Genomic DNA, 23780 nt, shown 5'->3' with positions numbered 1-23780 from the left:
CTGGAATGATGGCCGTCGCTCATGCTCTCATGTCGACGTCAGACAATCTCGTCCGACGTCTGGCCGGCGGGGCGCTGTGGAGGTTCTCCTACCGCAGGTACAGCGAAGGACGAGCCGCGCACTGGCTCCTGCTGCTGGCCGCGGACCGGGTGGACGCGTGGGAGCACCACCTGCGCTCGTTCGCCACGCTGCGCCGGACAACCCGATCACCGAGACCGGCGTGCCGAGCGAGTCCGCCGGCACGGGATCTCCTTCCGGCTCGGAGCCGCCTGTTCCGGTCCCGCCCCCGGGGCCGACCCGGCCTCCACGGCCACGTCGTCGGGCTCGGTGTCAACCGGCGGCCGGTCGCGTTCGACCATTCGCAGCTGGGTCGGTCGCAGTGACGGTAGCCGGTCGGCCCGCGTGAGCTCACGGCTTAGCCGCGAACGCCCGTGTTCCCGCCTCGCGCCGGAACGGCTCCAGGGTCTGCCGCTGGCGGGCGGCTCGGGCGAGCAGTTCGTCGAAGTCCGTGCCGGGCAACCGCTTCCGCAAGCCGGCCAGCTCACCGAGGGTGTGCCAGAGGATCTTCTTGCCCTCGATGCCCATCGCGAGACCTTCCAGCTCCACGAACCGGCTCAGCGGCGAATAGGAAACCCACCGGCCGTTGCGCTTGAGCCGACCGAGCCGCTCCCCAGCCGCCGCCAAGACGACTTTGGCCGGGTTGGGCCGGACGCCGAGCGTGCGCATGATCGCCTCGAACGTGCGCACGTCCTCCGCGATTCCGTCGGCGACCTGCGCCAGCGCCGCGCCGAGCTCGGTGCCCTTGTTGTGGTCGCGGGCGCGGCGCGCCAGCGCCCGCCAGGTGACGCCGAGCGCCAGCTGGTCGCGCAGGTAGACGGCCAGGTAGTCGGTCATCGCACACCTCCGGCTGTGAGCAGGCCGAGGGGGTTCGGCGCCTTCGCACCCCGAGCGGCGCAGGACTTCGCGAACACCACCGCGGCGTTGCCCCGGTGGTCCGTCATGGCTTCCGGCTACCCGGGTCTGCCCCGGTCAATCCCGATCCGGCGGTTTCCGCGCCAAGGAACGGGTATTCGCCGTCGGCGGCACTTCGAAGGTGAGCGTCGAGCCACCGTGGGCGGAGGGAGGCAGGGAACCGATGGTCGCGCCCGGATCCACCGCGCGCCGCTCCCGGCCGTGGTTGCGCATGTTCTTCGGGGGACTGGCGCTGTGGGTGGCCGCCGTGGTCATCACCTACGCCACCCAGAACGCCAACCTCATCCCCACCGTCGTGCTGCTGGGCAGTTTCCTGGTCCCGGCCACCTTCGTCACGTGGGCGTTCCAGCACCGCCACTCCGGCGAGGTCACCGGCGAGCTGGTCTTCCGCGTCTTCGCCGTCGGCGGGGCGCTCGGCGTGCTCGGCGCCTCGCTCCTGGAGAGCTACCTGCTGCACCCGTCCCCGTGGCTGTTCCTCGGCGTCGGCCTGATCGAAGAAGCGGTCAAGCTCGCCGCCCTCGCGCTGCTGACCCGGCACCTCGTGCGCAAATCCGGTCGCGACGGCCTGGTCCTCGGCGCGGCGATCGGGTTCGGGTTCGCCGCGTTCGAATCCGCCGGCTACGCCCTCACCGCCATGATCACCACGCAGGGCCTGTCCCTGGCCGATCTGGTCTCCACCGAGCTGCTGCGCGGCCTGCTCGCTCCGTTCGGGCACGGCCTGTGGACGGCGATCCTCGGCGGCGTCCTGTTCTCCCGCAGCACCCGCGAGCACTTTCTGCTGACCGGCCGCCTGCTCGCCGCCTACCTCGGCGTAGCGGTGCTGCACGCGCTGTGGGATTCGATGAACAGCATCGCCGTCGTGCTCACCCTCGTGCTCACCGAGCAGCCCGGCCCGTCGGCCGGCTACCTGTCTCGGCCTACCCCCGAGCAGGTCACCCTGTTCACCGTGTTCACCTGGTCCGGTCTCGCCCTGGTTTCCCTGATCGGACTGCTCTGGCTGGCCGTGCTCGCACGCGCCGCCCGCCGCACTCCGGCGCCCGCGCCGATCCGCGGCTACCCCATGCGCACCGACGCGCGCTGGTGGCCCGCCGGGCAGCCGCCCCGCTGACTCCGGCACGTGCAAAGCGCCCGGGCACGGGCAACCCGCAAGCGGTTCCGGTTCGAAGGAGATCGTGTGTCGAGTATGTCGTTGCCGTTGCTGCTGCTGATCTTCGCCGGGGCCGGGGCGGCGATCTGGATCGCCGGGATCTCGTTGTCGAACCAGACCGACGTGCTGTCCACCCGGCTGCACCTCGGCTCGGCGCTGGGCGGGCTGATCCTGCTGGCGGTGGCCACGAACCTGCCGGAGATCGCGATCGTGGCCTCGGCGTCGCTGTCGGGCAACGTCGGCGTCGCAGTCGGCAACATCCTGGGCGGCATCGCCATCCAAACCGTCGTCCTGGTCGTGCTGGACATCGCCGGCATGCGCGGCGACCGCCCGCTGACCTACCGCGCCGCATCGCTGGTCCTGGTCCTCGAGGCACTGCTGGTCGTCGCCGTGCTGGCCGTGATCGTCGCCGGCACGCAGCTGCCCGCCACCCTCATCGCCTTCCGCCTGACCCCCGGTCCGGCGCTGATCACCGTGCTCTGGGTCGCCGGCCTGTTCCTGCTGCGCCGCGCCGGGCGGTCACTGCCGTGGCACGAGTCCGGCCAGGCGCCCGACGGGCAGGACCGCCCGCGCGGGCACAAACGTCACCACACCGAACAGCAGGCCAGCGCGAACGGCACCAGCACCGCCAAGTCGGCGCTGATCTTCGCCGCCGCCGCCCTGGCCACCCTGGTCGCCGGGGTCTTCCTCGAACGCAGCGGGGACGCCATCGCCGACCACATCGGACTGTCCGGCGTGTTGTTCGGCGCCACGGTGCTGGCCGCCGCGACGTCCCTGCCCGAGATCTCCACCGGCCTGGCCTCGGTCAAGCACGGCGACTACCAGCTCGCGATCAGCGACATCTTCGGCGGCAACGCCTTCCTGCCCGTGCTGTTCCTGGCCGCGACGCTGCTGTCCGGCAAAGCCGTGCTGCCCCAGGCCCAGAACACCGACATCTACCTCACCGCCCTCGCCATGCTCCTCACCTTCGTCTACGCCGCCGGACTGCTCTTCCGCCCCCGCCGGCGGCTCGGCCGCATGGGCCTGGACTCCCTGGTCGTGCTCACTTTGTACGTGCTCGGACTGGCCGGGCTGTTCGCCATCGCCACCTGATCGACCGTTTTCCGGAGGCCCGAGGAGCGGTGAGCAACCGGAGGGCGATCATGCGAACACACATCGGGGGACCCGTCGTTTGTCCGCCGCCGCACCGGGTACGGGACGGGGATGTCCCTCAGCACGGCGTGCACGGTCTGGCAGGTGCGGCTCGTCGACGGCTCCCGGTACCGGGTGCGGTACTGCTGCCGCGGCGGCCCGTCCGGCACGTTCGACCTCGTGCTGCCCCGCCGGTCGCCCGCGTTCGCCGACCTGTCCCCGGACGACACCGCCCTGGTGCTGGCGGCGGCCGGGCTGGTCCTCGACGGCGGGCTGCGAACCGGTCTCCCGCTGCCGCGGGAAACCGACCTGGACGCGCTCGCCCGGACGGATCCGGAATTCGTCCCGGAACTCCGGCGGCGGCTCGGCGCCATCCCCCAGCCCGTGTCGATGTGAAAGGACGGCCGATGTCCGAGGTTCCCGGCGGCGACTCCCTGATGTTCGTCGGGACCGCCACCACCGTGCTCCGCCTGGGTCCGTTCACGTTCCTGACCGACCCCAACTTCCTCCACCGCGGCCAGTGGTCCTACTTCGGCCAGGGCCTGTTCTCCCGCCGCCGCACCGAACCCGCGCTGCAACCGGCCGAGCTGCCGCCGTTGACCGCGGTGGTGCTCTCGCACCTGCACGGCGACCACTTCGACCGGATCGCCTCCCGCGAACTGCCCCGCGACGTCCCGATCCTCACCACCCAGCACGCCGCGACCCGGCTGCTCCGGCGCGGCTTCCACGCCCCGCTCCCGCTCGCGACCTGGATGAGCGAGACCTTCACCGACGGCGACGCCCGGGTCGCGATCACGTCCGTGCCCGCCCGCCACGCCCCCGGGCCGATGCAGCGCATCCTGCCGCCGGTGATGGGCAGCGTCCTCGACTACCACGCCGGCCCGGACGCCACCCCGCTGCGGATCTACCTCAGCGGCGACACCGTGCTGCACGAAGAGCTGCGCACCATCCGCGAGCGCTTCCCCGACCTCGACCTCGCCGTGGTCCACCTGGGCGGCACCCGGGCGTTCGGCGTCCTGGTCACCCTCGACCACCGCGGCGGCGTCGACCTGCTGAACCTCCTCGAACCACAGCGCGCGGTCCCGGTCCACTTCGACGACTACGGCCTGTTCCACTCGCCGGTGTCGAACTTCCTCGAAGAGGTCCGGATCCGGAAACCGGCCACCCGGGTCCACCTCCTGCAGCGCGGCGAGTTCCTCCCTCTTTGACAGCGGATCCCGACAAGGGCTCCGCGCCGGCCGACCCGGTGCTGGTGCTGACCGGCGGTCGCATGGAGGTACAGGCGGCCGGCAGCGAAACCGCCGGCGACGTCATCACGCGCGCGAGCTCGAACTGATCGCGGCGACGCTCACCACGGCCGTCGTCCAGCGCGGCGGCGAGCGACCGCGCCCAGCCGGGCGACCCAAGCGCACCGAGGCCGGGCAGCAGCACGACCGGACGGCGCTCCGGCCGGTCGATGCCGGCGGCGAGCGCCCGCCCCACCCCATGGCGCACGCGGTGGGTCACCAGCACGGCGTTCAGTTCTGCCCGGGATCGGCCGGCCCCTGGTGGTTCTGCAGCGCCAGGCCGCGCTCGCGGTCGAACGTCACCGCGACCTTGCCGCCCACCAGCGGGCACAGCCGCAACGCCTCGCGGGTCACCGCGTCGTAGAGCGAGTCGGTGGTCGCGCCGGGCAGGTACACCTCGACCGTCGCCCGCAGTTCGTAACCGCCGTCGCCGCGGGCGGCCAACGTCACCTTCGCCGTCACGACGCTTTCGCCCGGCTCCACCCCCAGCGACGTCGCGGCGATCGTCAGCGACTGGTGCAGGCAGGTGGCCAACGCCGCCGCGTAGAGGCGTTCGGGGTTCAGCGGGTCCGCGGTGCCGTCGCCCGGTTCACCGACGACGTAGGCCAGGTCCCCGCGGCCGTCGATCCGGACGCTCCCCCGGCTGGAGGTCGCCTCCGTGGAATACAGCTGCTGGGCGGACTGGGACACGGCTGACTCCTCGGCCGGGGACTTGATCCGTCGCCGGGTACCCGCGCGATTCCCCTTCACACGATCCGCGGCGGCCTTCACCCCGCGCGGTTAACCGTCCGCTAACCGGGAACGCACCCCGCGACCACCGGCACCACCCCGCGACCACGGAGGAAATCTTGTTCCGTCACACCAAGCTGCTGCAGTTCGAAGCCAAGCCCGAGAAGCCCGACGCCGTCTACGCCCACAAGCTGCAGGAACTCATCGGCGGCGCGTTCGGCGAAATGACCGTCACGATGCAGTACCTGTTCCAGGGCTGGAACTGCCGCATCGAAGGCAAGTACAAAGACCTCATCATGGACACCGCGACCGAGGAGATCGGGCACGTCGAAATGCTCGCCACCATGGTCGCCCGCCTGCTCGAAGGCGCCCCCGCCACCGCCACGGCGGAAGCCGTGAAGGACCCGGTGATGGCCGCGGTGATCGGCGGGATGGACCCCCAGCAGGCCATCGTCGCCGGCGGCGGCGCCCTGCCCGCCGACAGCAACGGCTACCCGTGGAACGGCAAGTACATCGTCGCCTCCGGCAACCTGCTCGCCGACTTCCGCGCCAACGCCGCCGCCGAAGCCCAGGGCCGCCTCCAAACCGCCCGGCTCTACAACATGACCGACGACCCCGGTGTCAAGGCGATGCTGAAGTTCAACCTCGCCCGCGACACCGTGCACCAGAAGCAGTGGCTGGCCGCCATCGAAGAGCTGAAGGCCGACGGGCTTGAAGAAGACATCGCCCCGGGCGCATTGCTCGACGAAGAGGACCAGACCCACAACCACACGATCTGGCACCTCTCCGACGGCCCGGACGGCGCCAAGGGCAGCAGCTGGACCACCGACGCGGGCATCGAGTATCTGATGGACCCCGAGCCCCTCGGCGGTCCCGGCACCGCGCCCAAACCCGACCCGGCGCTGTATGGCACGTACGCCCCGCTGCAGGACGCCAAGGGCACCGCCAAAGCCAAAGCCAAGAAGAAGTGAGCGGGAAGGAACGACAATGGCTACCGGAGAAACCGGATTCGACGACGTCACCTACGACCTCGTATCGGTCCAGTACCACGCACTGAAGGCCGGACACGACTACGGCCAGTACGTCCGCGACGCCGACAACGCCGGCCGCACGGACATCGCCGACTTCTTCCGTCGCGTGATGGACGAGGACTCGGCCCGCGCGCGGCAGTGCCACGAATTCCTCAAGGACCTCTCGGGCAGTTCCGAATCAGGCCCGGCCGTCTCCTGACGCCGGCCGGCTCCCGTTCCGGACCGGAACGGGAGCCGGCCGCGCCCTCCTCGACAGTTCGCCCGTACTCGGAATGATTTTCCGGTGTTCGGATCGATAGTTTCTAGTTCAAGCGAAACCCGCCCACGCAGGGATAGCCCGGGAGGCCCGCTTTCACCGGTTTTCCGTGCCGCGGGTAGCCCTGCAGCCACAGCTGCCCGGTCGTCGCGACGTTCGTGGCCAGCGAAACGTCCGCCGCGAGCCGGAAGCGTGTCTGCCGGCCATCGGGGTGCAGCGCCCAGCCGGTCAGCCGGGTCGCGCCCCGGGTGCGCGGCACGAACTGCGTGTCGAGCGCGACCCGCAGCTCGACCCAGGTGTCTTCGGTGATCGGGCGGCGGATCCGCAGCACGCCGACGAGCATCAGCAACCCCAGCAACACGAACACCGCGCTGCCACCGGCAACACCGCCCACCGCGGGCGCGCCGGCGAAGCTGCCGGGGTCGAACGAGACGGTCGACACGAAGACGAAACCGGCCGCACCCAGCGCCAGGAACGTCACCGCCGACCAGAGCGTCCGCCGGATCTGGAACGCCCGGTGCGCGGCGAGCACCGGGTCACGACGCGGCGGCGTCGGGTGGCGCGAGACCGGCTCCGCGGGCGTCGCGCCGGCCACCGGCGTGTCCTCGATCCGCGCGGCCCGCAACCACATCGCGCCCGGCAGCCGGACGAACACCCGCCGACCGGTGCCGAGCACCCACAACCGGCGCTCGCCGGCCAGCTGCACCCGTTGCCCGTCGTAGAGCCGGGTCCGCAGCCACCGCCCGTCCGGCAGCCGCACGGACACCCGTGCCCCCTTCACCAGCAAGCCGTCCGGGGCGACGTCCAGCCGGTGGTACGGCTCCGCGAAGAGCCGCCGGACTCGCAGGTACAGGCTCAGGACGTAGCACCACATCGCCAGGATGGCGCCGAAGACCGTCAAGTAGAAGTACGGCAGCCCGCTCCCCCGCTTTTCGGTCAGCGCGAGCAGCAAACCGAAGCCGACGAGCGCGCAGCTGAGTCCCGTGCGAAGGACGGTCGTCTTGGTCAGCTGCCGGATGTACCCGGCGAACAGCGGCTCGGCCCCCGACGGCACGTGCGGCGCCGGTTCGTAAACGCGGACTCTGTCCGTGCCGGAAGCGGTGTCCATGATTCTTCGTCCCCCCGGTCGGTGCTTCTGCTCAGCCGCGGAATCGTACCGGGCCCCGGCGGCGGAACGTACTGAGGATGACCGGCCGAAGATCGGACGACACGAATGACCCGAATCGGTCCGGCGTTTTGGGGAAAATAACGTCAGAAGTCACGAATCCGGCCGACGAACTACGCAGTGCGCAGGCAGGTGATCCAGTAGTCGCCGCCGGGGTCCCTGGTGACGCCGTGGGTTTCACTGGGAAAGCCGGGGAAGTGCCGATCGAAGTCCTCGAGGGCGCGCAGGTAGCGCAGGGTGGGTCCCTCGTGGCCGCCCGCGTTCTCGCCGGGCATGAGGACCGGGATCCCGGGCGGGGTGGTGACGACCTGCGTGGCGACCGTGCGGTGGGCGAGTTCGGCGAGGCGGACGGGTTCGGTGCCGCCGCGCAGCAGCCGCTGGTAGGTCCGGGCGGGAGTCAGTTCGGGCCGCGGTGGATGGGTGAACGCCGCGTCGAGCAGCGGAATCAGGTCGCTCTTGCGGAGCTGGGCGTGCATCTGGTCGCACAGCTCCCGCAAGGTCAGGTCGCGGTAGCGGGCGGGGTGGGCCTCGACCAAGGGGGGAAGGACGTCGGCGAGGCGCGCGCCGGTGTCGTAGAGCGACTTGAAGTCGAGGAGCCCGTCGATGAGCGTGCCCCACTTCCCTTTGGTGATGCCCATCGAGAACAGGATCAAGCAGGTGTAGGCGTCGGTCTTCTCGACGACGATGCGCCGGGTTTCGAGATAGGCGGTGAGGATCCGCGCCGGGATGCCCTGCTCCGCCGCGGCGCCGCGAGCATCGGTGCCCGGGCAGGTGACACTGACCTTCACCGGGTCGAGCAGGCAGTAACCCTTCTCCAGGCCCGAAAAACCGTGCCACGCCGCACCGGGCTCGAGGCTCCAGCACGCGGGTTCGCCGCGCAGCAGTTCGAGCGGTGCGTCCGCGAAGGGGTAGCGCTGCCCGGTTTTCGGGTCGTCGACCTCGTCCGGCTGCCAGGTGCCGAAGAACCAGGCCGGGCGGTCACCGGCGGCGGCGATGCGGCGGCCGATGCGGGCCACCGCCTGCCGGAACCGGATGGCCTCGGTCACCGCCTCGTCGACCAGCCACCGGCCGCCCGGCCCGTCCATCATGGCGGCGGCGACGTCGAGCCCGGCGATCATCGGGTACAGCGGCGACGTCGTGGCGTGCATCATGAACGTCTCGTTGAACTGCCGGTGCTCGACCGGCGACCGCGGTGAGTTCTTCACGTGCAGCATCGCGCTCTGGGACATCGCGGCGAGCAGCTTGTGGGTCGACTGGGTGCTGAACACCGTGGGCCGGACGGCATCGGGCACCGCGCCCGGCTCCACGGCCATCCCGTACCGGCGGGCGTAGAGCGGGTGGAACCGGGCGTAGGCGAACCACGCCTCGTCCAAGTGCAGCCGCGGCACGCTTTCGCCCAGCAGCTCGGCCACGCGAACCGCGTCGTAGCACAGGCCGTCGTAGGTCGAGTTGGTGATCACCGCGTACACCGGATCCGGTGCGGCAGCGTGGGCGGAGAGCGGGCTGGCCGGGACGAGTTCGGCGACCGCGTCGCGGCTCAGCGCGGCCGGCGGGATGGGGCCCATCAGCCCGTAGCCGTTGCGGGTGGGCACGAGGTAGACCGGGCGGCCGCCGGTCAGCGTCAGGCCGTGGTAGATCGCCTTGTGGCAGTTGCGGTCCACGAGCACCAGCTCGTCGGTGGCGATGCTCGCGTGCAGGGCGATGCGGTCACCGGTGGAATCGCCGTGCAACACGAAGTACGTCAGGTCGGCGCCGAAAACGCGGGCGGCGTTGCGCTCGGCGTCGCCGATCGGGCCGGTGTGCTCGAACAGCGATCCCAGTTCCGCCACGGAAATGGACAGGTCGGTGCGGAAGAGCCGTTCGCCGTAGTAGTCGAACAACGCTCGCCCGACCGGGGACTTCAGGAAGGCCACTCCGCCGGCGTGGGCGGGGGTGTGCCAGGAGTATTCGTGGGTGTCGTCGAAGCGGCGCAGTTCCCGGAAGAACGGCGGCAGCATTTCGTCACGGTAACGCCGCGCGGCCACGCCGATCCGGCCGGCGATGAACCCCGGTGTGTCCTCCAACAACCACACGTACCCGCAGATCACCTCCGAAACCCACAGGGGCAGGTCGTCCACCGACGTCGACGTGGTCATCAGGAAGACCGGGAGCCGGGTGAACCGGTCCCGCAGCGCGTTCAGCACGGCTTCGGCGGACGCCTCCCGGTCGTCGTCGCGGAGGTCCCAGCTCACCAGCGCGGCGGTGAGGTCGGCCCGGCTCCGCACGAGGGCGAGCGCGTCGTCGTCGGTACCGGCACGCAGGACGTCGTGCCCGTCCGCGGCGAGGTGCTCGCAGATCCGCGTCAACTGGGTGTCGAGCACCGATTCCGGCGGGATGTCGTCGAGCGCCAGCAAAACCGTCGAACCAGCCACCGTGAATCCCTCCGCCGAATTGCGCTCACCAGATATAGCGGTTTCCGGCTGCCCCGTCGATCGGCCAAAGGCTTGCTGCCACGTACCTCTTTCGTGGAAATCACCGGAAACCCGAAAAGCCACGGCGACCGCGCAACGCGGGTCCGCTACCGCCCCAGGGGTGGGCTCATCGGCCGCGGGCCAGGGGCGTCACCAGCGGCAGCAGGACCTCGTCGACGATCGCCGTCACCTCTGCCGCGGTGACCGTCCCCGCCTCCATGTGTTCGACGAGGACCAGGCGCGGTCCGACCGCGGCGATCCGCGCGGTGACCGCGGAGGCACGTGCCTCTCCGCGCTCGGCGGCGTCGGCCAGCACACCGAGGATCAGCTCCTGGCGGGGACGCAGCACCAGGTCGCGGACCCGGGCGAACAACCCCGGGTGACGCTCCCGCTGCGTGACCAGCGGGCGCAGGGCCCGGCCGTGCGGTTCGTCGAGCACCCGAGCCAGTCCGCCGAGCAGGACCAGCAGGTCGCCGCGCAGGGCCCCGGTTTCCGGCGGCCGAGCCTCCCCGAAACCCGCGTCCGGATCGGTGAGCGCGGCCAGCACCAGATCCTCGGGCGTCGCCCACCGCCGGTAGAGCGCCGCCTTACCGGTCCGCGCGCGAGCCGCGACCTTCTCGAAACTCAGCTCCTCGAACGAGGTTTCGGCCAGTTCGGCCAGCGCCGCCTCGAGGATCGCGCGGACCAGCGCGTCGCCGCGGCGCCGGGTCTCCGCCATCGGCCACCCCTCTCGTGTACGGTCGTTAGTGAACAATACCGTTCCTTATGAGGGTGGGTCATGACGGCCATCACGAACGTCCGGGTCTTCGACGGCACCGGGCTCACGCAACCGCGGACCGTCTTCGTCGACGGCGCCCGCCTGTCCGGCGAAGCCACCGGCGGCCCGGTGCTCGACGGAACCGGGCAGGTCCTGCTCCCCGGACTCATCGACGCCCACGTACACCTGCACGGCCGGGAGAACCTCGAACAGTTCGCCCGGTACGGCGTCACCACGGCCCTGGACATGGCGACGACGTCGGCGGCACTGCTGGCCGGCCTGCGGGACCAGCCGGGGCTGCCCGACATCCGCAGCGCCGGCGTGCCCGCGATCGGGCCGGGCGGGATGCACGCCCGCATGCCCGGCATGCCCGCCGACGCGGTCGTCACCGACCCCGCGCAGGCCGCGGGCTTCGTCGGGGCCCGCACCGCGGCCGGGTCGGACTACCTCAAGATCGTGCTCGAAGCACCCGGGAGCGGCGGCCCCGAACTGCCGGCGGCCCGCGCCCTCACCGAAGCCGCGCACGCGGCCGGGCTGCTGGTCGTCGCCCACGCCGCGAGCACCGGGGCGTACACGATGGCGCTGGACGCGGGCGTGGACATCATCACGCACGCACCGCTCGGGCCACCGATCGCGGACGGGGACCTTGAGCGGGCGAAAGTCGTCGTACCAACGCTGACGATGATGAAAGGCATCGCGACGGCGACCGGCCGGCCGCAGCTCTACGCAGGCGCGGCGACATCGGTGACCAGACTCCACGGCGCGGGCGTGGCCGTGCTGGCCGGCACCGACGCGAACGCCGCGCCGGGAGTACCTTTCTCCGTCGCGCACGGCGCGAGCCTGCACGACGAGCTCGAACTGCTCGTCGCCGCCGGACTATCCACAGTGGAAGCACTGCGCGCCGCGACCGTGTTGCCGGCCAAGCACTTCGGACTGACCGACCGCGGCGAGATCCGGCCGGGACTGCGCGCGGACCTGGTCCTGCTCGACGGCGATCCGATCGCCGACATCCGCGCCACGCGTGCGATCAGCCGCGTCTGGTGCGCAGGGGTCGAGCACTGATCCAGGCCACGACGGGTACGGCTCCCGCGCCGCAACCTCCGCGACACCAGGAAAGGGAGTGGGACCGGCGCACGTCTCCAGCCGCGTGGCCGGTCCCACTCGTGCCGGCGTCACCCGTGGCCGCGGCGTGCCCGGGACGGGGAACCGGAGTGTGCTGCTCGCTCCCTGTTCCGGGCACGCTACGACGCTCGTTCGCGACACCGGGTCCGCGCCGCGAGCCGGCTTCCGCACACACAACGGGCGGCCGCGGCGCGGGAACTCAGTTGTCCTGGCTCGTTCCGCCGTCGGCGATGGAACCCGAGGCGCAGTTCTCCGGGTTGGCCCCGTCGGCCTCGTTTTCGCCCGGCGACAGGATCGGCACGCCGATGCCGTTGAGCGAGTCCTGGATCGGGACCTGCACGCCGAGGACGTTGATGTTGTTGTCGCAGATACCGGGGGTGACGTTGGTGTTGTGCAGCAGGTCGGTGTTGCTGAGGTTCAGCAGGCCGGCCTGGCCGTTGTAGTCGTAGTCGTAGCCGCCGTGGTGGTGGCCGTGGTGGTGCCCGTGACCGTCGGGCGTGTCGGCGGCGGCGACTCCGCCGGCCAGGAACGCGCCCGCGGCCATCGTGGCCACGACGAAACCAACCTTCTTCACGATGTTTCTCCTCGAATAGAACAGTCTCAATGCGCGCAACGGCGGCAAGCGTGTCTCCGTCCCGCGTGACGGAAACATACTGAGGAAACGGGAGTCGCCCACAGTTCAATCCCCGATCGTGTGGGCGTCGAAAGCCTGTGACCGTGACGGATGTGCCCCATTCGAGTCGGTTCCGTGGTGCCCATTAAGAAACTCGACATCGTCGCCATATTCCGCCACCGCGGTGTCATATGGGCGGCTCGCATTTCGTCGCACACCAGTTCAGATCCGAATCACCCACTGAACAGCACCAAGTGAGCGAGCGAAACCGTAGCCTCAGCGGGGACTGCTCCGGTTCTCGCAAGGGAGACGGGGCGGTCCGCCGGGTGAGCCGGCGAGGTTTCAAACTCCCACGCCGAGCCCGCAGCCGGGCGACGCCCACCTCGCCGGCTCACTGAGCGACCGAAGCCAACGTCAAGCGGTCACATCCGAAATCGGCGCTCAGTTGCCGGGGTGAACACGGCGCGCAGGTGCTGCGGCGGCAGGCGCTGTCGCGCGACACCGCTCGGCTGTGCCCGGCCCGGCCCGGCCGGCGCTGCTCCGGCATCGAGGCTCTGGTCCTCGACCGTGGCCCACAGACGGCGCCTGGAGGTCCACATGGCCCAGTACGGCCTGGCAGATCGTCGACCGGCAGCCGGTCGGCCGGGCCAGCGGCCGCCGACGATCATCCGAGCCGCGCGACCGGGCGTCGATCGATCACTGGACGACTGTCAAGACAGACACCAACGCCCTACTCCGGGGTAGCAAAAAAGCCCAGGTCAGTGACCTGGGCTTTGCTCCCCCGCTTGGACTCGAACCAAGAACCCTCCGGTTAACAGCCGAATGCTCTGCCAGTTGAGCTACAGGGGAATGTCGCTCACTTCCGGTGCCGGCCGTCTCCGTCCGACGAGAAGAACTTTAGCCCATGCCCTCCGGCCCTCCGCACCCACCCCCCACTTGGCGCAGCCGCCCCCTCGCGGGTGTTTTCCTGGACAATGGACAGTCGGACGACCTACGGACGGAAGGCGTGGACGCGGATGAAGAAGTTCCTGCTGGGGGCAGGCCTGGGGTACGTGCTGGGCGCCAAGGCAGGCCGGGGGCGGTACGAGCAGCTCGTGCGCACCTACCGCCGCATCGTCGACCACCCCATGGTCCAAGGGGCGGCCGGCGTCGCACGCGCCAAGATCGGGGAGAAGGTGCGCCGCTAGACCTGGGCCACGAAGAACACCCTGCGGAACTCGAACCACGTCGTGCCGTCGGCTCGGGTCGGGTACGCCGTGGCCAGGAGCGGGGTCAGCTCGGCCCGGAACTGCTCCCACTCGTCGTCGGCGAGGGCTGCGCGGACCGGCCGCAACGCCGTCCCGGTGATCCACTCCAGCACCGGGGACGGCCCGCGCAGCGGCTGCACGTACGTCGTCTCCCAGGCGTCGACGCCGCAGCCCGCGTCGGCCAGGAGGTTCGCGTACTCCATGGGGCTCGACACCGCGTCGTCCTCGCGCAGGACCACCTCGGCCAGCCGGGACGACCAGGCCGGGGACGCCGCCAGCTGCCGCGTCAGCGCGTGCGACGGCGCGGCGAAATTGCCCGGCACCTGCACCGCCAGCCAGGCGCCCGAGGGCAGCGAGGAGACCCAGCGGCGAAGCAGCGAACCGTGGTCCGGCACCCACTGCAGCACGGCGTTCGACACGACGACGTCGGTGTCCGGCGCCGGCGACCAGTCGCGGACGTCGAGCAGCGACGCGTCGAGTCCGCGGGCCCGTGCGGCCGTCACCATTTCGGGTGAACTGTCGCTGCACTCCAGCGCCGCCGACGGCCAGCGCTCCCGCAGCGACACCGTCAGGTTGCCGGGGCCGCACCCCAGGTCGACGACACGCCGGGGCGCGGCGGCGCCGATGCGGGAAACGAGGTCGTGGAACGGCCGGGCCCGCAGGTCGGCGTAGTCGAGGTACTTGTCCGGATCCCACACAGCGGCCTCCCAGCAAACAGTACGCCTGTACTGAGTACGAGCGTACTGCTACTCGGCGGGGTTGACCAGCTTCGCGGCGACCTGCTCGGCGATGGCGGTCACCAGCTCGACGTCGGTGCCCGGATCGGGCCGGACCTGCAGGACGCTGCCGTCGCGGCCCGGCACCTTGCGCTGCACGAACCACGCTCCCCCGGACCCGATCTCCTGCCGGTGCCGCGACCGGATCGAGCCCTCGACGCGCTGGTAGGCCTCCTTCGGCACCTTGCCCGGCGCCGGCAGCCGGAAGCGCACCGGCGGCAGGTCGGCCAGCACGACCGCCGAACCCGCCGTGCCCACCTCGGACGATTCCGTCAGCGTGAAGACGCCGTCCGCCCAGGTCGCCTTGCCGACGAGGTGCCAGCCGACGCGGCGCGCCCCGCCGTCGGACGGCACCCACAGGCCCAGCGCCGTCACGACCAGGTACCCGCCGCCCTCGACCGGCGCGCTGTCGACGACGTCCTCACCCGGGTCCAGCGAGCCCGCGAAGTCCGGCGGGGTGCGGTCGCCGAGCAACCGGCGCAACCAGCTCATCTCAGCTCCACGTGCTGGCGGCCGCCTGCTCGCCCAGCGACTTCTTGTACTGCTCCAGCGCCACGAGGTCGCCGAACAGCGCGCGGTAGTCGTCCGGCGCCTCGACCGGCGAGAGCCGTTGCAGCTTGCCCTTGATCTCCGCGATCTGCCGTCCGACGAGCCCCTCCTGGAGCCGCGCCAGGATCGAGGAGATGTACCGCGAGTCGACTTCGTCCTTGGCCTGCAACGGTTCCACGGCCAGCTCGGACAGCACGCGCCGGACCGTCCCTTCCGGACAGTGCGGGGCCGCCGCGTCCAGCAGCGCCGGGCCGGTCAGGCCCGAACCCGCGCCGCCCGCCTTCAACAGCGCCTCGTGGACCGCCACGTACACCGGGTGCGTGAACGCCTCCAGCGGCAGCGCGTCGTACTCCGGCCCGGCGATCGCGGGCTGCTGCAGCGCGGCCTTCAGCGCCTCGCGCTGGACGGCGAACCGCGGGTCCTTCGGAGCCGGGCGGGCCACGTCCTGAGCCGGTGCCGCCGGGGCGGCCTGCTGGCCGCGCGCGGGCTGGCGCAGCGGCGCCCCGCCGCGCTTGTCGGTCGCGCCCGCGCTGCCCCGCACCCGGTTGACGACCTGCGCGACGTCCTGCCAGCCCACCCACCAGGCGAGTTTCGACGCATAGCCGTCGCGGGCCGCGCGGTCCTTGATCGACGCCACCATCGGCACAGTCTTCTGCAGCGCCGCGACCTGACCGTCGACCGAGTCGAGGTCGTAGTTCTTGAGCGTGTTGCGGATGACGAACTCGAACAGCGGGGTCCGCCGCGCGACCAGGTCCTTCACCGCGCTGTCGCCCTTGGCCAGGCGCAGCTCGCACGGGTCCATGCCGTCCGGCGCGACGGCGATGTACGTCTGGCCGGCGAACGTCTGGTCGCCTTCGAAGGCCTTCAGCGCGGCCTTCTGGCCCGCTTCGTCGCCGTCGAAGGTGAAGATCACTTCGCCGCGGAAGGCGTCGTCGTCCATCATCAGCCGGCGAAGCACCTTCATGTGGTCTTCGCCGAACGCCGTGCCCGACGACGCGACCGCCGTCGGCACGCCCGCCGCGTGCATCGCCATCACGTCGGTGTAGCCCTCGACCACGACCACCTGGTGCCGCTTCGCGATTTCGCGCTTGGCCAGGTCGAGGCCGAACATGACCTGGGACTTCTTGTAGATCGGCGACTCGGCGGTGTTGAGGTACTTCGCCGAGATCCGGTCGTCGTCGAACAGCCGCCGCGCGCCGAAGCCGACGACGTCGTTGCCGACGTCGCGGATCGGCCAGACCAGGCGCCGGTGGAAGCGGTCCATCGGGCCGCGCTGGCCCTCCTTGGACAGCCCCGCCGTGAGCAGTTCCTTGACCTCGAAGCCGCGGTTGAGCAGGAACTTCGTCAGCTTGTCCCAGCCGCCGGGTGCGTACCCGCAGCCGAACGTCTTCGCCGCGGCGGCGTCGAACCCGCGCTCGGAGAGGAAGTCCCGCGCCGGGCGCGCCTCGTCCGTCAGCAGCTGCTCGGCGTAGAACTCCTGCGCGAGGCGGTGGGCCTCGACGAGCCGGGTGCGGCTGCCGCGGTCGCGCTGGATCGTCGCGCCGCCGCCTTCGTAGGTGAGCCGGATGCCGACCCGGTCGGCCAGCCGCTCGACGGCCTCCACGAACGAGATCAGGTCGATCTTCTGGATGAACTTGATGACGTCGCCGCCCTCGCCACAGCCGAAGCAGTGGAAGGTGCCGTGCGTCGGGCGGACGTTGAACGACGGGGTCTTCTCGTTGTGGAACGGGCAGAGGCCCTTCAGGCTGCCCCCACCGGCGCGGCGCAGCGCCACGTACTCCCCGACGACCTCGTCGATCCGGTTCCGCTCGCGCACCTCCGCGATGTCGCTCTCCCGAATCCGTCCTGCCACGTCACCCACTCTAGCCGCGCCGTTTGCGGCACACTCGGGGCATGGTCTCCACGCCCACCGCCCAGGACACGCTGGCCGCGGAGTTCGCCGAGCACCGCGGCCACCTCATCGGCGTGGCCTACCGGCTGACCGGCACGCGCGCCGACGCCGAAGACGCCGTCCAGGAGTCCTGGCTGCGGCTGGCCGGGCTGGACGACGCCGGCCGCGCGGCGATCCGGGACCTGCGGGGCTGGCTGACCACCGTCGTCGGGCGGATCTGCCTCGACCGGCTCAAGTCGGCCGCGGCCCAGCGCGAGAAGTACGTCGGCAACTGGCTGCCCGAGCCGGTCGTCACGCCGTTCGGGCGGCCGGTGAGCGAAGACCCCCTGGACGTCGCCGTGCGCGACGACGGGCTGCGGATGGCCGCGCTCGTCGTCCTCGACAAGCTGACCCCGGAGCAGCGCGTCGCGTTCGTGCTGCACGACGCCTTTTCGGTGCCGTTCGCGGAGATCGCCGACGCGCTGGGCGTCTCGGTCGACGCCGCGCGCCAGTACGCGTCCCGCGGCCGCAAGGCCCTCGCCGACGCCGATCCCGCGCCGCGCGTGCCCCTGGAGGACCAGGCGAAGATCCTCGAGAAGTTCGTCACCGCCCTGCAGCAAGGTGACATCCGGGCGATGACCGAGCTGCTGGCCCCGGACGTCGTGCTCGTCGGCGACTCGAACGGCAAGGGCCGCACCGCCCGCCAGCTCATCCTCGGGCCGGACAAGATCGCCCGGTTCTTCGTCGGCCTCACCCGCAAGTACGCGCCCGGCATGGTCGAGCGCGGCGCGCCGGTGCTGGTCAACGGCGACCTCGGGATGTACCTGGCGCCGATGCCGGGGCGCGACGGCTTCCTCGCCCTCGACGAGCACGTGCAGTCGGTCAGCATCCGCGACGGGAAGATCGTGGCGATCTACGACATCGTGAACCCCGACAAGCTGACCCGGATCACGCGTCCCGGCGACGCACCTTCGTGATCCCGGCCGCCAGCAGCAGCGCGGCGAAGGCCCCGAAGTAGGCCAGCGCCCAACCCGGGCTCAGCGGCGAATCGGACAGGACACCGGCGTTGCCGCCGTCCCGGCCCGCGTTCGCCTCGCCGGAGCCGCTGAGGAACTTCGTGACGGCGTTCAGCGGCAGCCACCGGTGGATCGCCTGCCCGGCTCGCGGGATCAGCTGGACGACGTTCTCCGCCATCAGCGGGTAGCCGACGAGCACCGCGACCGCACCGGCGGTGTGCCGCAGGAGCAGGCCCACCCCGACCCCGCAAACGGCGGCCAGCGCGAACACCGGTCCGGTCCCGGCGACGATCCGCCAGTCGGCGACGCTGTCCAGCGCCAGGTCGGCGTCGGGCGCGAGGACCCGGGCCACCAGCCAGGCCGTGAACGCGGCGGCTTCGCCGAGCAGGAAGGCGTACCCGGCGACGAGCGCGGCCTTGGCCAGCAGCACCGGCGTGCGGCTCGGCACGGCCTGGAACGTGCCGTGGATCGTGCCGGAGTGGTATTCGCCGGTCACCGCGAGCGCGCCCAGCACCAGCACGGCGACCAGGGCGAGCTGGTAACCGAACTGGGTGCTCGCGACCGTGGGCGGCAGGTGGGCCTCGCCGGCGCCGAGCGCGGTGATCGCGGCCGGGAAGGCCAGCGCGACGAGCGCGAAGACGCCGCACACCCAGGGCGTGGCGATGCTGAAGAGCTTGATCCGTTCACTGGCGACGAGGTGCATGCGCAGAACGGTCCCGCGGCGGACCCCGGCGGCGCGTCCACCCGGGGTCCGATCCCCGGTGTCCTACGGGAGCGGGACGCGGCAGGCGTCGCCCGAGGTGAAGCCCTGGTCGACGATGCCGAGTGCGCTGTTCATCCGGGCGCGCGAGTTCTCCAGCGCGATCTGGTAGGTCAGCTCGACGACGCCGGCGCGGCCGAACTCGCGCTCGAGCTCGGCGACCTGCTCGTCGGTCACGGTGACGTGCTCGCCGGACATCGCGTCGGCGTAGGCGATGGCGAGCCGTTCCTGGTGGCTGAACGCGGGCGAGGTCGCGTAGTCGTCGATCTGCTTCAGCCGCTCGATGTCCAGGCCGTCGTGCTTCTGCAGCATGGTGCCGAAGTCGACGCACCACGAGCAGCCGATCCGGGTGGCGACGCGGTAGACGGCGAGCTCGCGCACGTTCGCCGGCACCTTCTTCGACGCCCGCTCGGCCAGCGTTTCGTGCACCGCGTAGGTGCGCAGCAGGGCCGGGTGGTGGGCGGCGACGGCCATCGGCTCGGGCACGGCGCCGTACCGCCGGCCCGCGAACCGGTACATGAGCTTGAGCACGAAACCGGCTTCGGACGTCTTCTTCGGGGGGATGCGAGGCATCAGCGTTCTCCTTCTTTCGCGGTCACGAGGGGGACGAGACCGCGTCCGGAGACGTGACAGCGGGCGCGATGACGCAGGTCAGCAGCATGATCGCGGCCGCCGCGCCGAACACGGCGGTGAGGCCGGCGGCACCGAGCCCGCCGGTCGTGGCCAGCGCGAGCCAGCCGAACGCCGCGGCCCCGGCCAGCCCGCCGGCCTGCCGGGCGAACGTCAGCGACCCCAGCGTGACGCCCAGCAGGTCGCGCCGGGCCCGCGTCTGGCCGAGGACGGTGTACGCGGACGTGCAGACCGCGAAGGCCGCGCCGATCGCGAACAGGCCCGGCGCGAGGAGCCACGGGCTGCCGTCCAGCGCGGCGGCGACGGCGACCGCGGCGAGCCCGGCCGTTCCGACCAGGCAGCCGAACCGGCCCCACGCCGCCATTTCCGGGTGCCGGCGGGCCAGCGCGGCGAAGGAGGCCGACAACGCGAGCTGCCCGGCGGTCATCGCGACCAGCAGCAACCCGGTCGCGGCCGCGTCGGCGGCCAAGGCCGCGACGAGCGCGACGTAGGTGAAGGTGCCGTAGAGCGCGGCGCCCGCCAGGCCGTTGACCACCACCGCGCGCGCCAGAACCGGGTCCGCGAACACCTTCGGCGAGATCAGCGGGCTCTTCGCCCGACGCTGCCTGCGCACGAACAGGAAACCCGTCACCACGGCGGCCCCGGCCAGCACCGGCGTCCACAGTGGACTGTGCGCGAGCGCGTCTACGGTGCCGAGTGCGACGACCGCCGACCCCGCGGCCACGAGCAGGACGCTGCTCCCGACGTCGAACTTTTCGCCCGCGCGACGGGGTTTCGCGGGCAACCCGCGCAAGCCAAGCACCAGCGCCGGCACGCACAGCGGCAGGTTGACCAGGAAGATCCACCGCCAGCCCGGTCCTGCGGCGAGCAGCCCGCCCAGCGGCGGGCCGCCGAGGGTGGCGGCCGCGAACACCGCCGTCTGCCAGCCCTGGCGCCGCAGCAGCTCGTCGCGCTCGAACAGCTCGCCGAGCGCGCTCATCGCCGTGACGATCAGGCCGCTCCCGCCCAGGCCCTGCAGGGCGCGCGCGGCCACGAGCGAACCGAGGTCGGGCGCGGCGGCGCACCAGGCCGAGGCCGCGGCGAACACCAGGACCGAGCCGGCGAAGGAGACACGGCGGCCGTGGAGGTCACCGAGCCTGCCGTGCAGCGGGGTCGCGACGGTGAGGGTGAGCAGGCCGGCGGCGGTCACCGCGACGAGACCGGTGCGGGCGTGCAGGTCGGCGCCGATCGACGGCAGGGCCGCGGTGACGATCAGGCCGTCGAGCTGGGCCATGGCCATGCCGAGCAGCAGGCCGGCGAAGGCGAGGTTCCGATATGCGTGCATAAAGCACACGTTATAACGTGCCTTATGCACGCATCAAGCTCCGACGGCGGGCCCGCCCTGTTCCGCCTGGTCCGGCACTGGGCGCGCCAGTGGGCGCCGGACGTCGTCGAGCGCTTCGCCCCGGACGCGCCGCCGGCGTGGACGGTGCCGAACCTCTTCGTGATCCAGGCGATCGACGGCGCGGCCGGCGACGAGGTGACGGTCGCCGACGTGGCCCGCCAGCTGGGCATCGACCGCTCGGTGGCCAGCCGGATGGTGGCCGAAGCGGGCCGCGACGGTTTCGTGGTGCGCTCGACGTCGCCCCGGGACGCGCGCCGCGCGGTGCTGACGCTCACCGAAGCGGCGAAGGAGTTCCTCGCGGCTTCGCAGGCCCACCAGCGTCAGGCGTTCGAGGCGCTGGTGGGCCACTGGGACGCGGCCGATCGCGAACGTTTCGCGGGCTACCTGACGCGGCTCGCGGACGAAGTCCTCGGCTAGCTTTCCGCGAGGATCGCGTTCAGCGCTTCCCAAGCGTGCCAAGCGCGCGTGACGCCGAACTGGGCGATGAACCGCAGCGCCGCGCGCACGTCGTCCGGCGGCGCGCCACCCCGGAGCGCGCGCCCGACGTGGATGCGGAACGTGTCTTCCAGGGTCTGGTAGTGGACGTCGACGCTGAGGCTGACCAGGCCGCGCTCGCGTTCGCTCAGGGTGCCCGGCCCGTGCCCGGCGCGCATCCGCGACTGGAGGTCGAAGTAGCCGGTGAAGTGCGGGTCCAGCTCGTTCAGCCGGGTCCGCACCTCGTCCGGCAGCGGGCTGGGCCCGTCCGGTACCGGTTCGGGCGCCGTCAGCTCCGGGTCGATGCCCAGCTCGGCTTCCAGCTCGGCGATCCGCTCGATGCCGGCGGTCGCGGCGTGGTAGCCGCAGTCGTAGGAGACGAACCGCAGCAGCTCGCGGACGTCCGAAGTGGACACTCCGGCGGCCAGCCCGGCCCGCACGTGGGCGGTGAAGGCCAGCCCCAGGCTCGCCTGGCAGACGTCGGCCGTGACGCAGAGGAACGTCTTCTCCCGCTCGGTCAGCTCCGGGATCGCCCGGACGTGCTTCGCGGTGGCGCCGACCAGCTGGGCGAACGCCGGGTCGAGCGTGGCGAGCCGGCCGAGGCTCGTTTCGGTCGTGGTCAAGATCGTGCTCCCTCAGTGTGGTGAACGTTCGTAGCGCTACAGCTGTAGTGCGAGTGACGCTACACCTGTAGCGCGATGGGTGTCCAGCTACACTGGGCCGACCATGACCGAAACCCGCCGTCGTCCCAACGCCCGTGGCCGGGGCGAACTGCTGCGCGAAGAAATCGTCACGGCCGCCGTGCGGATGCTCGAGGAGCTGGGCGACGACGAAGCGCTCTCGCTGCGGGCCGTCGCGCGCGAGGTGTCGATCGCGGCGACGTCGGTCTACCTGCACTTCCCCGACCGCGACGCGCTGGTGCTGGCCGCGATGCAGCGCTGCCACGAGGACCTCGTCGGCACCGGCGACGCCGCCGCGGCGGACGCGCCGGACCCGGCTACCGCGCTCCGGGCCCGGATCCTGGCGCAGGCGGCGTGGGCGCGCGAGCACTCCGGGCTCTACAAGGTGCTGCACGAAAGCGCGGTCCACCGGCGCCACGGCATGCCGTTCAAGGAGGTCTTGGTCGCGCGCACGACCGAGGCGGTCCAGGCGTGCATGGACGCGGGCCTGGCCCCGGCCGACGACGCCGCGACCGTCGCGATCGACCTGCGGACCGCCGTCAACGGCATGCTCGCCCAGCGGATCAACGAACCGGACCTGCCGTGGCCGCCCGCCGTCGAGCAGATCGACCGGTTCCTGGTGAAGCTGGTCGGCCTGGACTTGTGATCAGCCGGGCAACCGGCTTGGGTGAGCCGGTATGACCCAGACGGTGATCCCGCGGCTGGTGGTGCGCGACCTCGTCGCCGCCGTCGCGTTCCTGCGTTCGGTGTTCGGCGCGACCGGCGAGGTCGAAAGCGGCCGTCCCGCCGAGATCCGCATCGGCGACTCCCTGGTCATGGTGTCGGCCGAAGGCGAGCGAGAGCTGTTCCCCGCGTTCCTGTACGTGTACGTCTCCGACGCGGACGCGACATACCGCCGGGCCCTCGACTGCGGCGCGACGAGCCTCGAGCCACCGGCGAACACCCCGTACGGCGACCGCCGCGCGATGGTCCGCGACCCGTTCGGCAACGTGTTCCAGATCGCGCACCGCCGTGGGTGACCGGCCGCCGTCCCGCCTCTTCGCCGGCTGATTTCGCCGGGCTCCGTAACGCGCCACCGGCGACGCTCGAACCGAGCAGGTTCAGCGGCGCCGAGGTCCTCGGGACGCCCGCGGCCGAGGGCAGCCGCTGAGCTACTCGCCCGTGCTGCCGTCGATCGACTCGCGGATGAGGTCGGCGTGGCCGTTGTGGCGGCTGTACTCCTCGATCATGTGGACCAGGATCCAGCGCAGGCTCGGCGAAGTGCCGTCCCGCCGCGTGTGCTTCGAGGGCTGGGAAAGATCGCCGTTGGCCAGCGCTTCCGCGTACCGCTCGCGGGACCGCGCGACCGCGTCCGCCCAGAGCGCGCGAAGCTGCTCCGGCGTGTCTTCGACCGCGGAATCCCAGTCCCAATCCGGGTTTTCCCGCCAGTCGACGGCGTTCCACGGCGGTGCCGGTTCGCGGTCGAACAGGACGCAGGAGAACCAGTAGTCCTCGACGTACGCGAGGTGCTTGAGCAGCCCGCCCAGCGTCAGCTTGGCCGGCGGGTGCTTCGCGCGCAGACCCGCTTCGTCGAGCCCGGCGCACTTCCACGCCAGGGTGTCGCGGTGGAAGTCGAGGAAGCCGAGCAGGATCGCGGCTTCGTCGCCGTCGACGGGCGGCTCGGTCCGCCCCTGGTCGTCCAGTGAGGTCACGGGCGGCGACTCTACCGAAATTGTCGGACCCCTCCGCTAGGTTT

The 23780-nt window shown here is 71.5% G+C and carries 27 protein-coding genes and 1 tRNA gene; 13 read left to right on the top strand and 15 right to left on the bottom strand.

What is annotated here, in order from left to right; genetic code table 11:
• Positions 1-408 precede the first annotated feature (408 nt).
• Positions 409-894 carry a hypothetical protein gene (locus AB0J40_RS22850; RefSeq protein ID WP_364456191.1) on the bottom strand — a complete coding sequence of 162 codons (486 nt, stop codon included), beginning with the start codon at positions 892-894 and terminating at the stop codon, positions 409-411.
• A 241-nt stretch (positions 895-1135) separates the two neighbouring features.
• Between AB0J40_RS22850 and AB0J40_RS22845 the strand changes: the two genes are divergently transcribed.
• From AB0J40_RS22845 to AB0J40_RS22825, 5 genes are all read left to right on the top strand, one after another.
• Positions 1136-2080: a PrsW family glutamic-type intramembrane protease gene (locus tag AB0J40_RS22845; protein ID WP_364456189.1), complete on the top strand. Its 945-nt coding sequence runs from the start codon at positions 1136-1138 to the stop codon at positions 2078-2080.
• Positions 2081-2155: 75 nt separating this feature from the next.
• A complete protein-coding gene (locus AB0J40_RS22840; RefSeq protein WP_364456298.1) occupies positions 2156-3211 on the top strand; it encodes a hypothetical protein in 1056 nt (351 codons plus the stop codon).
• A 111-nt stretch (positions 3212-3322) separates the two neighbouring features.
• Positions 3323-3646 (top strand): hypothetical protein, encoded by a 324-nt coding sequence (locus tag AB0J40_RS22835; RefSeq protein WP_364456187.1) that lies wholly within the window; start codon positions 3323-3325, stop codon positions 3644-3646.
• A gap of 11 nt (positions 3647-3657) precedes the next feature.
• Positions 3658-4458: an MBL fold metallo-hydrolase gene (locus tag AB0J40_RS22830; RefSeq protein ID WP_364456185.1), complete on the top strand. Its 801-nt coding sequence runs from the start codon at positions 3658-3660 to the stop codon at positions 4456-4458.
• Positions 4455-4586, top strand: coding sequence for a hypothetical protein (locus tag AB0J40_RS22825; RefSeq protein WP_364456183.1), 132 nt, complete (start codon positions 4455-4457; stop codon positions 4584-4586). Before AB0J40_RS22830 ends, AB0J40_RS22825 begins: the two co-directional genes overlap by 4 nt.
• 181 nt (positions 4587-4767) lie before the next feature.
• Here the strand turns inward: AB0J40_RS22825 and AB0J40_RS22820 are convergent, their stop codons facing one another.
• Positions 4768-5226 carry an OsmC family protein gene (locus AB0J40_RS22820; RefSeq protein ID WP_364456181.1) on the bottom strand — a complete coding sequence of 153 codons (459 nt, stop codon included), beginning with the start codon at positions 5224-5226 and terminating at the stop codon, positions 4768-4770.
• A 158-nt stretch (positions 5227-5384) separates the two neighbouring features.
• Between AB0J40_RS22820 and AB0J40_RS22815 the strand changes: the two genes are divergently transcribed.
• Positions 5385-6236 (top strand): manganese catalase family protein, encoded by an 852-nt coding sequence (locus AB0J40_RS22815; protein ID WP_364456179.1) that lies wholly within the window; start codon positions 5385-5387, stop codon positions 6234-6236.
• A 16-nt stretch (positions 6237-6252) separates the two neighbouring features.
• The gene (locus tag AB0J40_RS22810; protein WP_364456177.1) at positions 6253-6495 is read left to right on the top strand and encodes an acyl carrier protein; all 243 of its coding nucleotides are present in this window, start codon (positions 6253-6255) and stop codon (positions 6493-6495) included.
• Between the two features lie 103 nt (positions 6496-6598).
• On the opposite strand, the gene AB0J40_RS22805 is transcribed toward AB0J40_RS22810, so the two are convergent.
• From AB0J40_RS22805 to AB0J40_RS22795, 3 genes are all read right to left on the bottom strand, one after another.
• On the bottom strand, positions 6599-7660 hold the full coding sequence (locus AB0J40_RS22805; RefSeq protein WP_364456175.1) for a hypothetical protein: 1062 nt from the start codon (positions 7658-7660) through the stop codon (positions 6599-6601).
• 170 nt (positions 7661-7830) lie between these two features.
• Positions 7831-10128 (bottom strand): Orn/Lys/Arg decarboxylase N-terminal domain-containing protein, encoded by a 2298-nt coding sequence (locus tag AB0J40_RS22800; RefSeq protein WP_364456174.1) that lies wholly within the window; start codon positions 10126-10128, stop codon positions 7831-7833.
• A gap of 166 nt (positions 10129-10294) precedes the next feature.
• On the bottom strand, positions 10295-10885 hold the full coding sequence (locus AB0J40_RS22795; RefSeq protein ID WP_364456172.1) for a TetR/AcrR family transcriptional regulator C-terminal ligand-binding domain-containing protein: 591 nt from the start codon (positions 10883-10885) through the stop codon (positions 10295-10297).
• A 60-nt stretch (positions 10886-10945) separates the two neighbouring features.
• Between AB0J40_RS22795 and AB0J40_RS22790 the strand changes: the two genes are divergently transcribed.
• Entirely contained in the window at positions 10946-11986 is a 1041-nt protein-coding gene (locus AB0J40_RS22790) for an amidohydrolase family protein (RefSeq protein ID WP_364456170.1), read from the top strand.
• A 259-nt stretch (positions 11987-12245) separates the two neighbouring features.
• On the opposite strand, the gene AB0J40_RS22785 is transcribed toward AB0J40_RS22790, so the two are convergent.
• Both AB0J40_RS22785 and AB0J40_RS22780 read right to left on the bottom strand, forming a co-directional pair.
• Entirely contained in the window at positions 12246-12623 is a 378-nt protein-coding gene (locus tag AB0J40_RS22785; RefSeq protein ID WP_364456296.1) for a hypothetical protein, read from the bottom strand.
• Positions 12624-13435: 812 nt separating this feature from the next.
• Positions 13436-13508, bottom strand: a tRNA-Asn gene (locus AB0J40_RS22780).
• Between the two features lie 125 nt (positions 13509-13633).
• On the opposite strand from AB0J40_RS22780, the gene AB0J40_RS22775 reads away from it, so the two are divergent.
• A complete protein-coding gene (locus AB0J40_RS22775; RefSeq protein ID WP_364456300.1) occupies positions 13634-13846 on the top strand; it encodes a hypothetical protein in 213 nt (70 codons plus the stop codon).
• Here AB0J40_RS22775 and AB0J40_RS22770 read toward each other — a convergent pair.
• Genes AB0J40_RS22770 through dnaG form a run of 3 tightly spaced genes read right to left on the bottom strand, consistent with a single transcriptional unit; the run spans position 13843 to position 17083 of the window.
• The gene (locus tag AB0J40_RS22770) at positions 13843-14604 is read right to left on the bottom strand and encodes a trans-aconitate 2-methyltransferase (protein WP_364456168.1); all 762 of its coding nucleotides are present in this window, start codon (positions 14602-14604) and stop codon (positions 13843-13845) included. The genes AB0J40_RS22775 and AB0J40_RS22770 overlap by 4 nt on opposite strands.
• Before the next feature lie 48 nt (positions 14605-14652).
• Positions 14653-15174 (bottom strand): hypothetical protein, encoded by a 522-nt coding sequence (locus AB0J40_RS22765; protein ID WP_364456166.1) that lies wholly within the window; start codon positions 15172-15174, stop codon positions 14653-14655.
• A gap of 1 nt (position 15175) precedes the next feature.
• Entirely contained in the window at positions 15176-17083 is a 1908-nt protein-coding gene (gene dnaG, locus AB0J40_RS22760; RefSeq protein WP_364456164.1) for a DNA primase, read from the bottom strand.
• A 41-nt stretch (positions 17084-17124) separates the two neighbouring features.
• On the opposite strand from dnaG, the gene AB0J40_RS22755 reads away from it, so the two are divergent.
• Positions 17125-18078, top strand: coding sequence for a sigma-70 family RNA polymerase sigma factor (locus AB0J40_RS22755; RefSeq protein WP_364456163.1), 954 nt, complete (start codon positions 17125-17127; stop codon positions 18076-18078).
• Here the strand turns inward: AB0J40_RS22755 and AB0J40_RS22750 are convergent.
• From AB0J40_RS22750 to AB0J40_RS22740, 3 genes are all read right to left on the bottom strand, one after another.
• Positions 18050-18820: a hypothetical protein gene (locus AB0J40_RS22750; protein ID WP_364456161.1), complete on the bottom strand. Its 771-nt coding sequence runs from the start codon at positions 18818-18820 to the stop codon at positions 18050-18052. The two genes, AB0J40_RS22755 and AB0J40_RS22750, sit on opposite strands and share 29 nt — an antisense overlap.
• Before the next feature lie 63 nt (positions 18821-18883).
• The gene (locus AB0J40_RS22745; RefSeq protein WP_364456159.1) at positions 18884-19450 is read right to left on the bottom strand and encodes a carboxymuconolactone decarboxylase family protein; all 567 of its coding nucleotides are present in this window, start codon (positions 19448-19450) and stop codon (positions 18884-18886) included.
• A gap of 22 nt (positions 19451-19472) precedes the next feature.
• On the bottom strand, positions 19473-20831 hold the full coding sequence (locus tag AB0J40_RS22740) for an MFS transporter (protein ID WP_364456157.1): 1359 nt from the start codon (positions 20829-20831) through the stop codon (positions 19473-19475).
• Positions 20832-20855: 24 nt separating this feature from the next.
• On the opposite strand from AB0J40_RS22740, the gene AB0J40_RS22735 reads away from it, so the two are divergent.
• On the top strand, positions 20856-21308 hold the full coding sequence (locus AB0J40_RS22735) for a MarR family winged helix-turn-helix transcriptional regulator (protein ID WP_364456155.1): 453 nt from the start codon (positions 20856-20858) through the stop codon (positions 21306-21308).
• On the opposite strand, the gene AB0J40_RS22730 is transcribed toward AB0J40_RS22735, so the two are convergent.
• Complete coding sequence (locus AB0J40_RS22730) at positions 21305-21988, bottom strand: carboxymuconolactone decarboxylase family protein (RefSeq protein ID WP_364456153.1); 684 nt, start codon at positions 21986-21988, stop codon at positions 21305-21307. The two genes, AB0J40_RS22735 and AB0J40_RS22730, sit on opposite strands and share 4 nt — an antisense overlap.
• A 103-nt stretch (positions 21989-22091) precedes the next feature.
• Between AB0J40_RS22730 and AB0J40_RS22725 the strand changes: the two genes are divergently transcribed.
• The gene (locus tag AB0J40_RS22725; RefSeq protein ID WP_364456151.1) at positions 22092-22691 is read left to right on the top strand and encodes a TetR/AcrR family transcriptional regulator; all 600 of its coding nucleotides are present in this window, start codon (positions 22092-22094) and stop codon (positions 22689-22691) included.
• A 31-nt stretch (positions 22692-22722) separates the two neighbouring features.
• Positions 22723-23064 carry a VOC family protein gene (locus AB0J40_RS22720; RefSeq protein ID WP_364456150.1) on the top strand — a complete coding sequence of 114 codons (342 nt, stop codon included), beginning with the start codon at positions 22723-22725 and terminating at the stop codon, positions 23062-23064.
• A 132-nt stretch (positions 23065-23196) separates the two neighbouring features.
• Here AB0J40_RS22720 and AB0J40_RS22715 read toward each other — a convergent pair whose 3' ends face one another.
• Entirely contained in the window at positions 23197-23736 is a 540-nt protein-coding gene (locus tag AB0J40_RS22715) for a DinB family protein (RefSeq protein ID WP_364456148.1), read from the bottom strand.
• Positions 23737-23780 lie beyond the last annotated feature (44 nt).

This window comes from Amycolatopsis sp. NPDC049691, from assembly GCF_040675005.1.
Taxonomy (GTDB): Bacteria; Actinomycetota; Actinomycetes; order Mycobacteriales; family Pseudonocardiaceae; genus Amycolatopsis.
The sequence above is the reverse complement of the archived record's forward strand: the minus strand, read 5'-3'. Positions and strand labels throughout refer to the sequence as shown.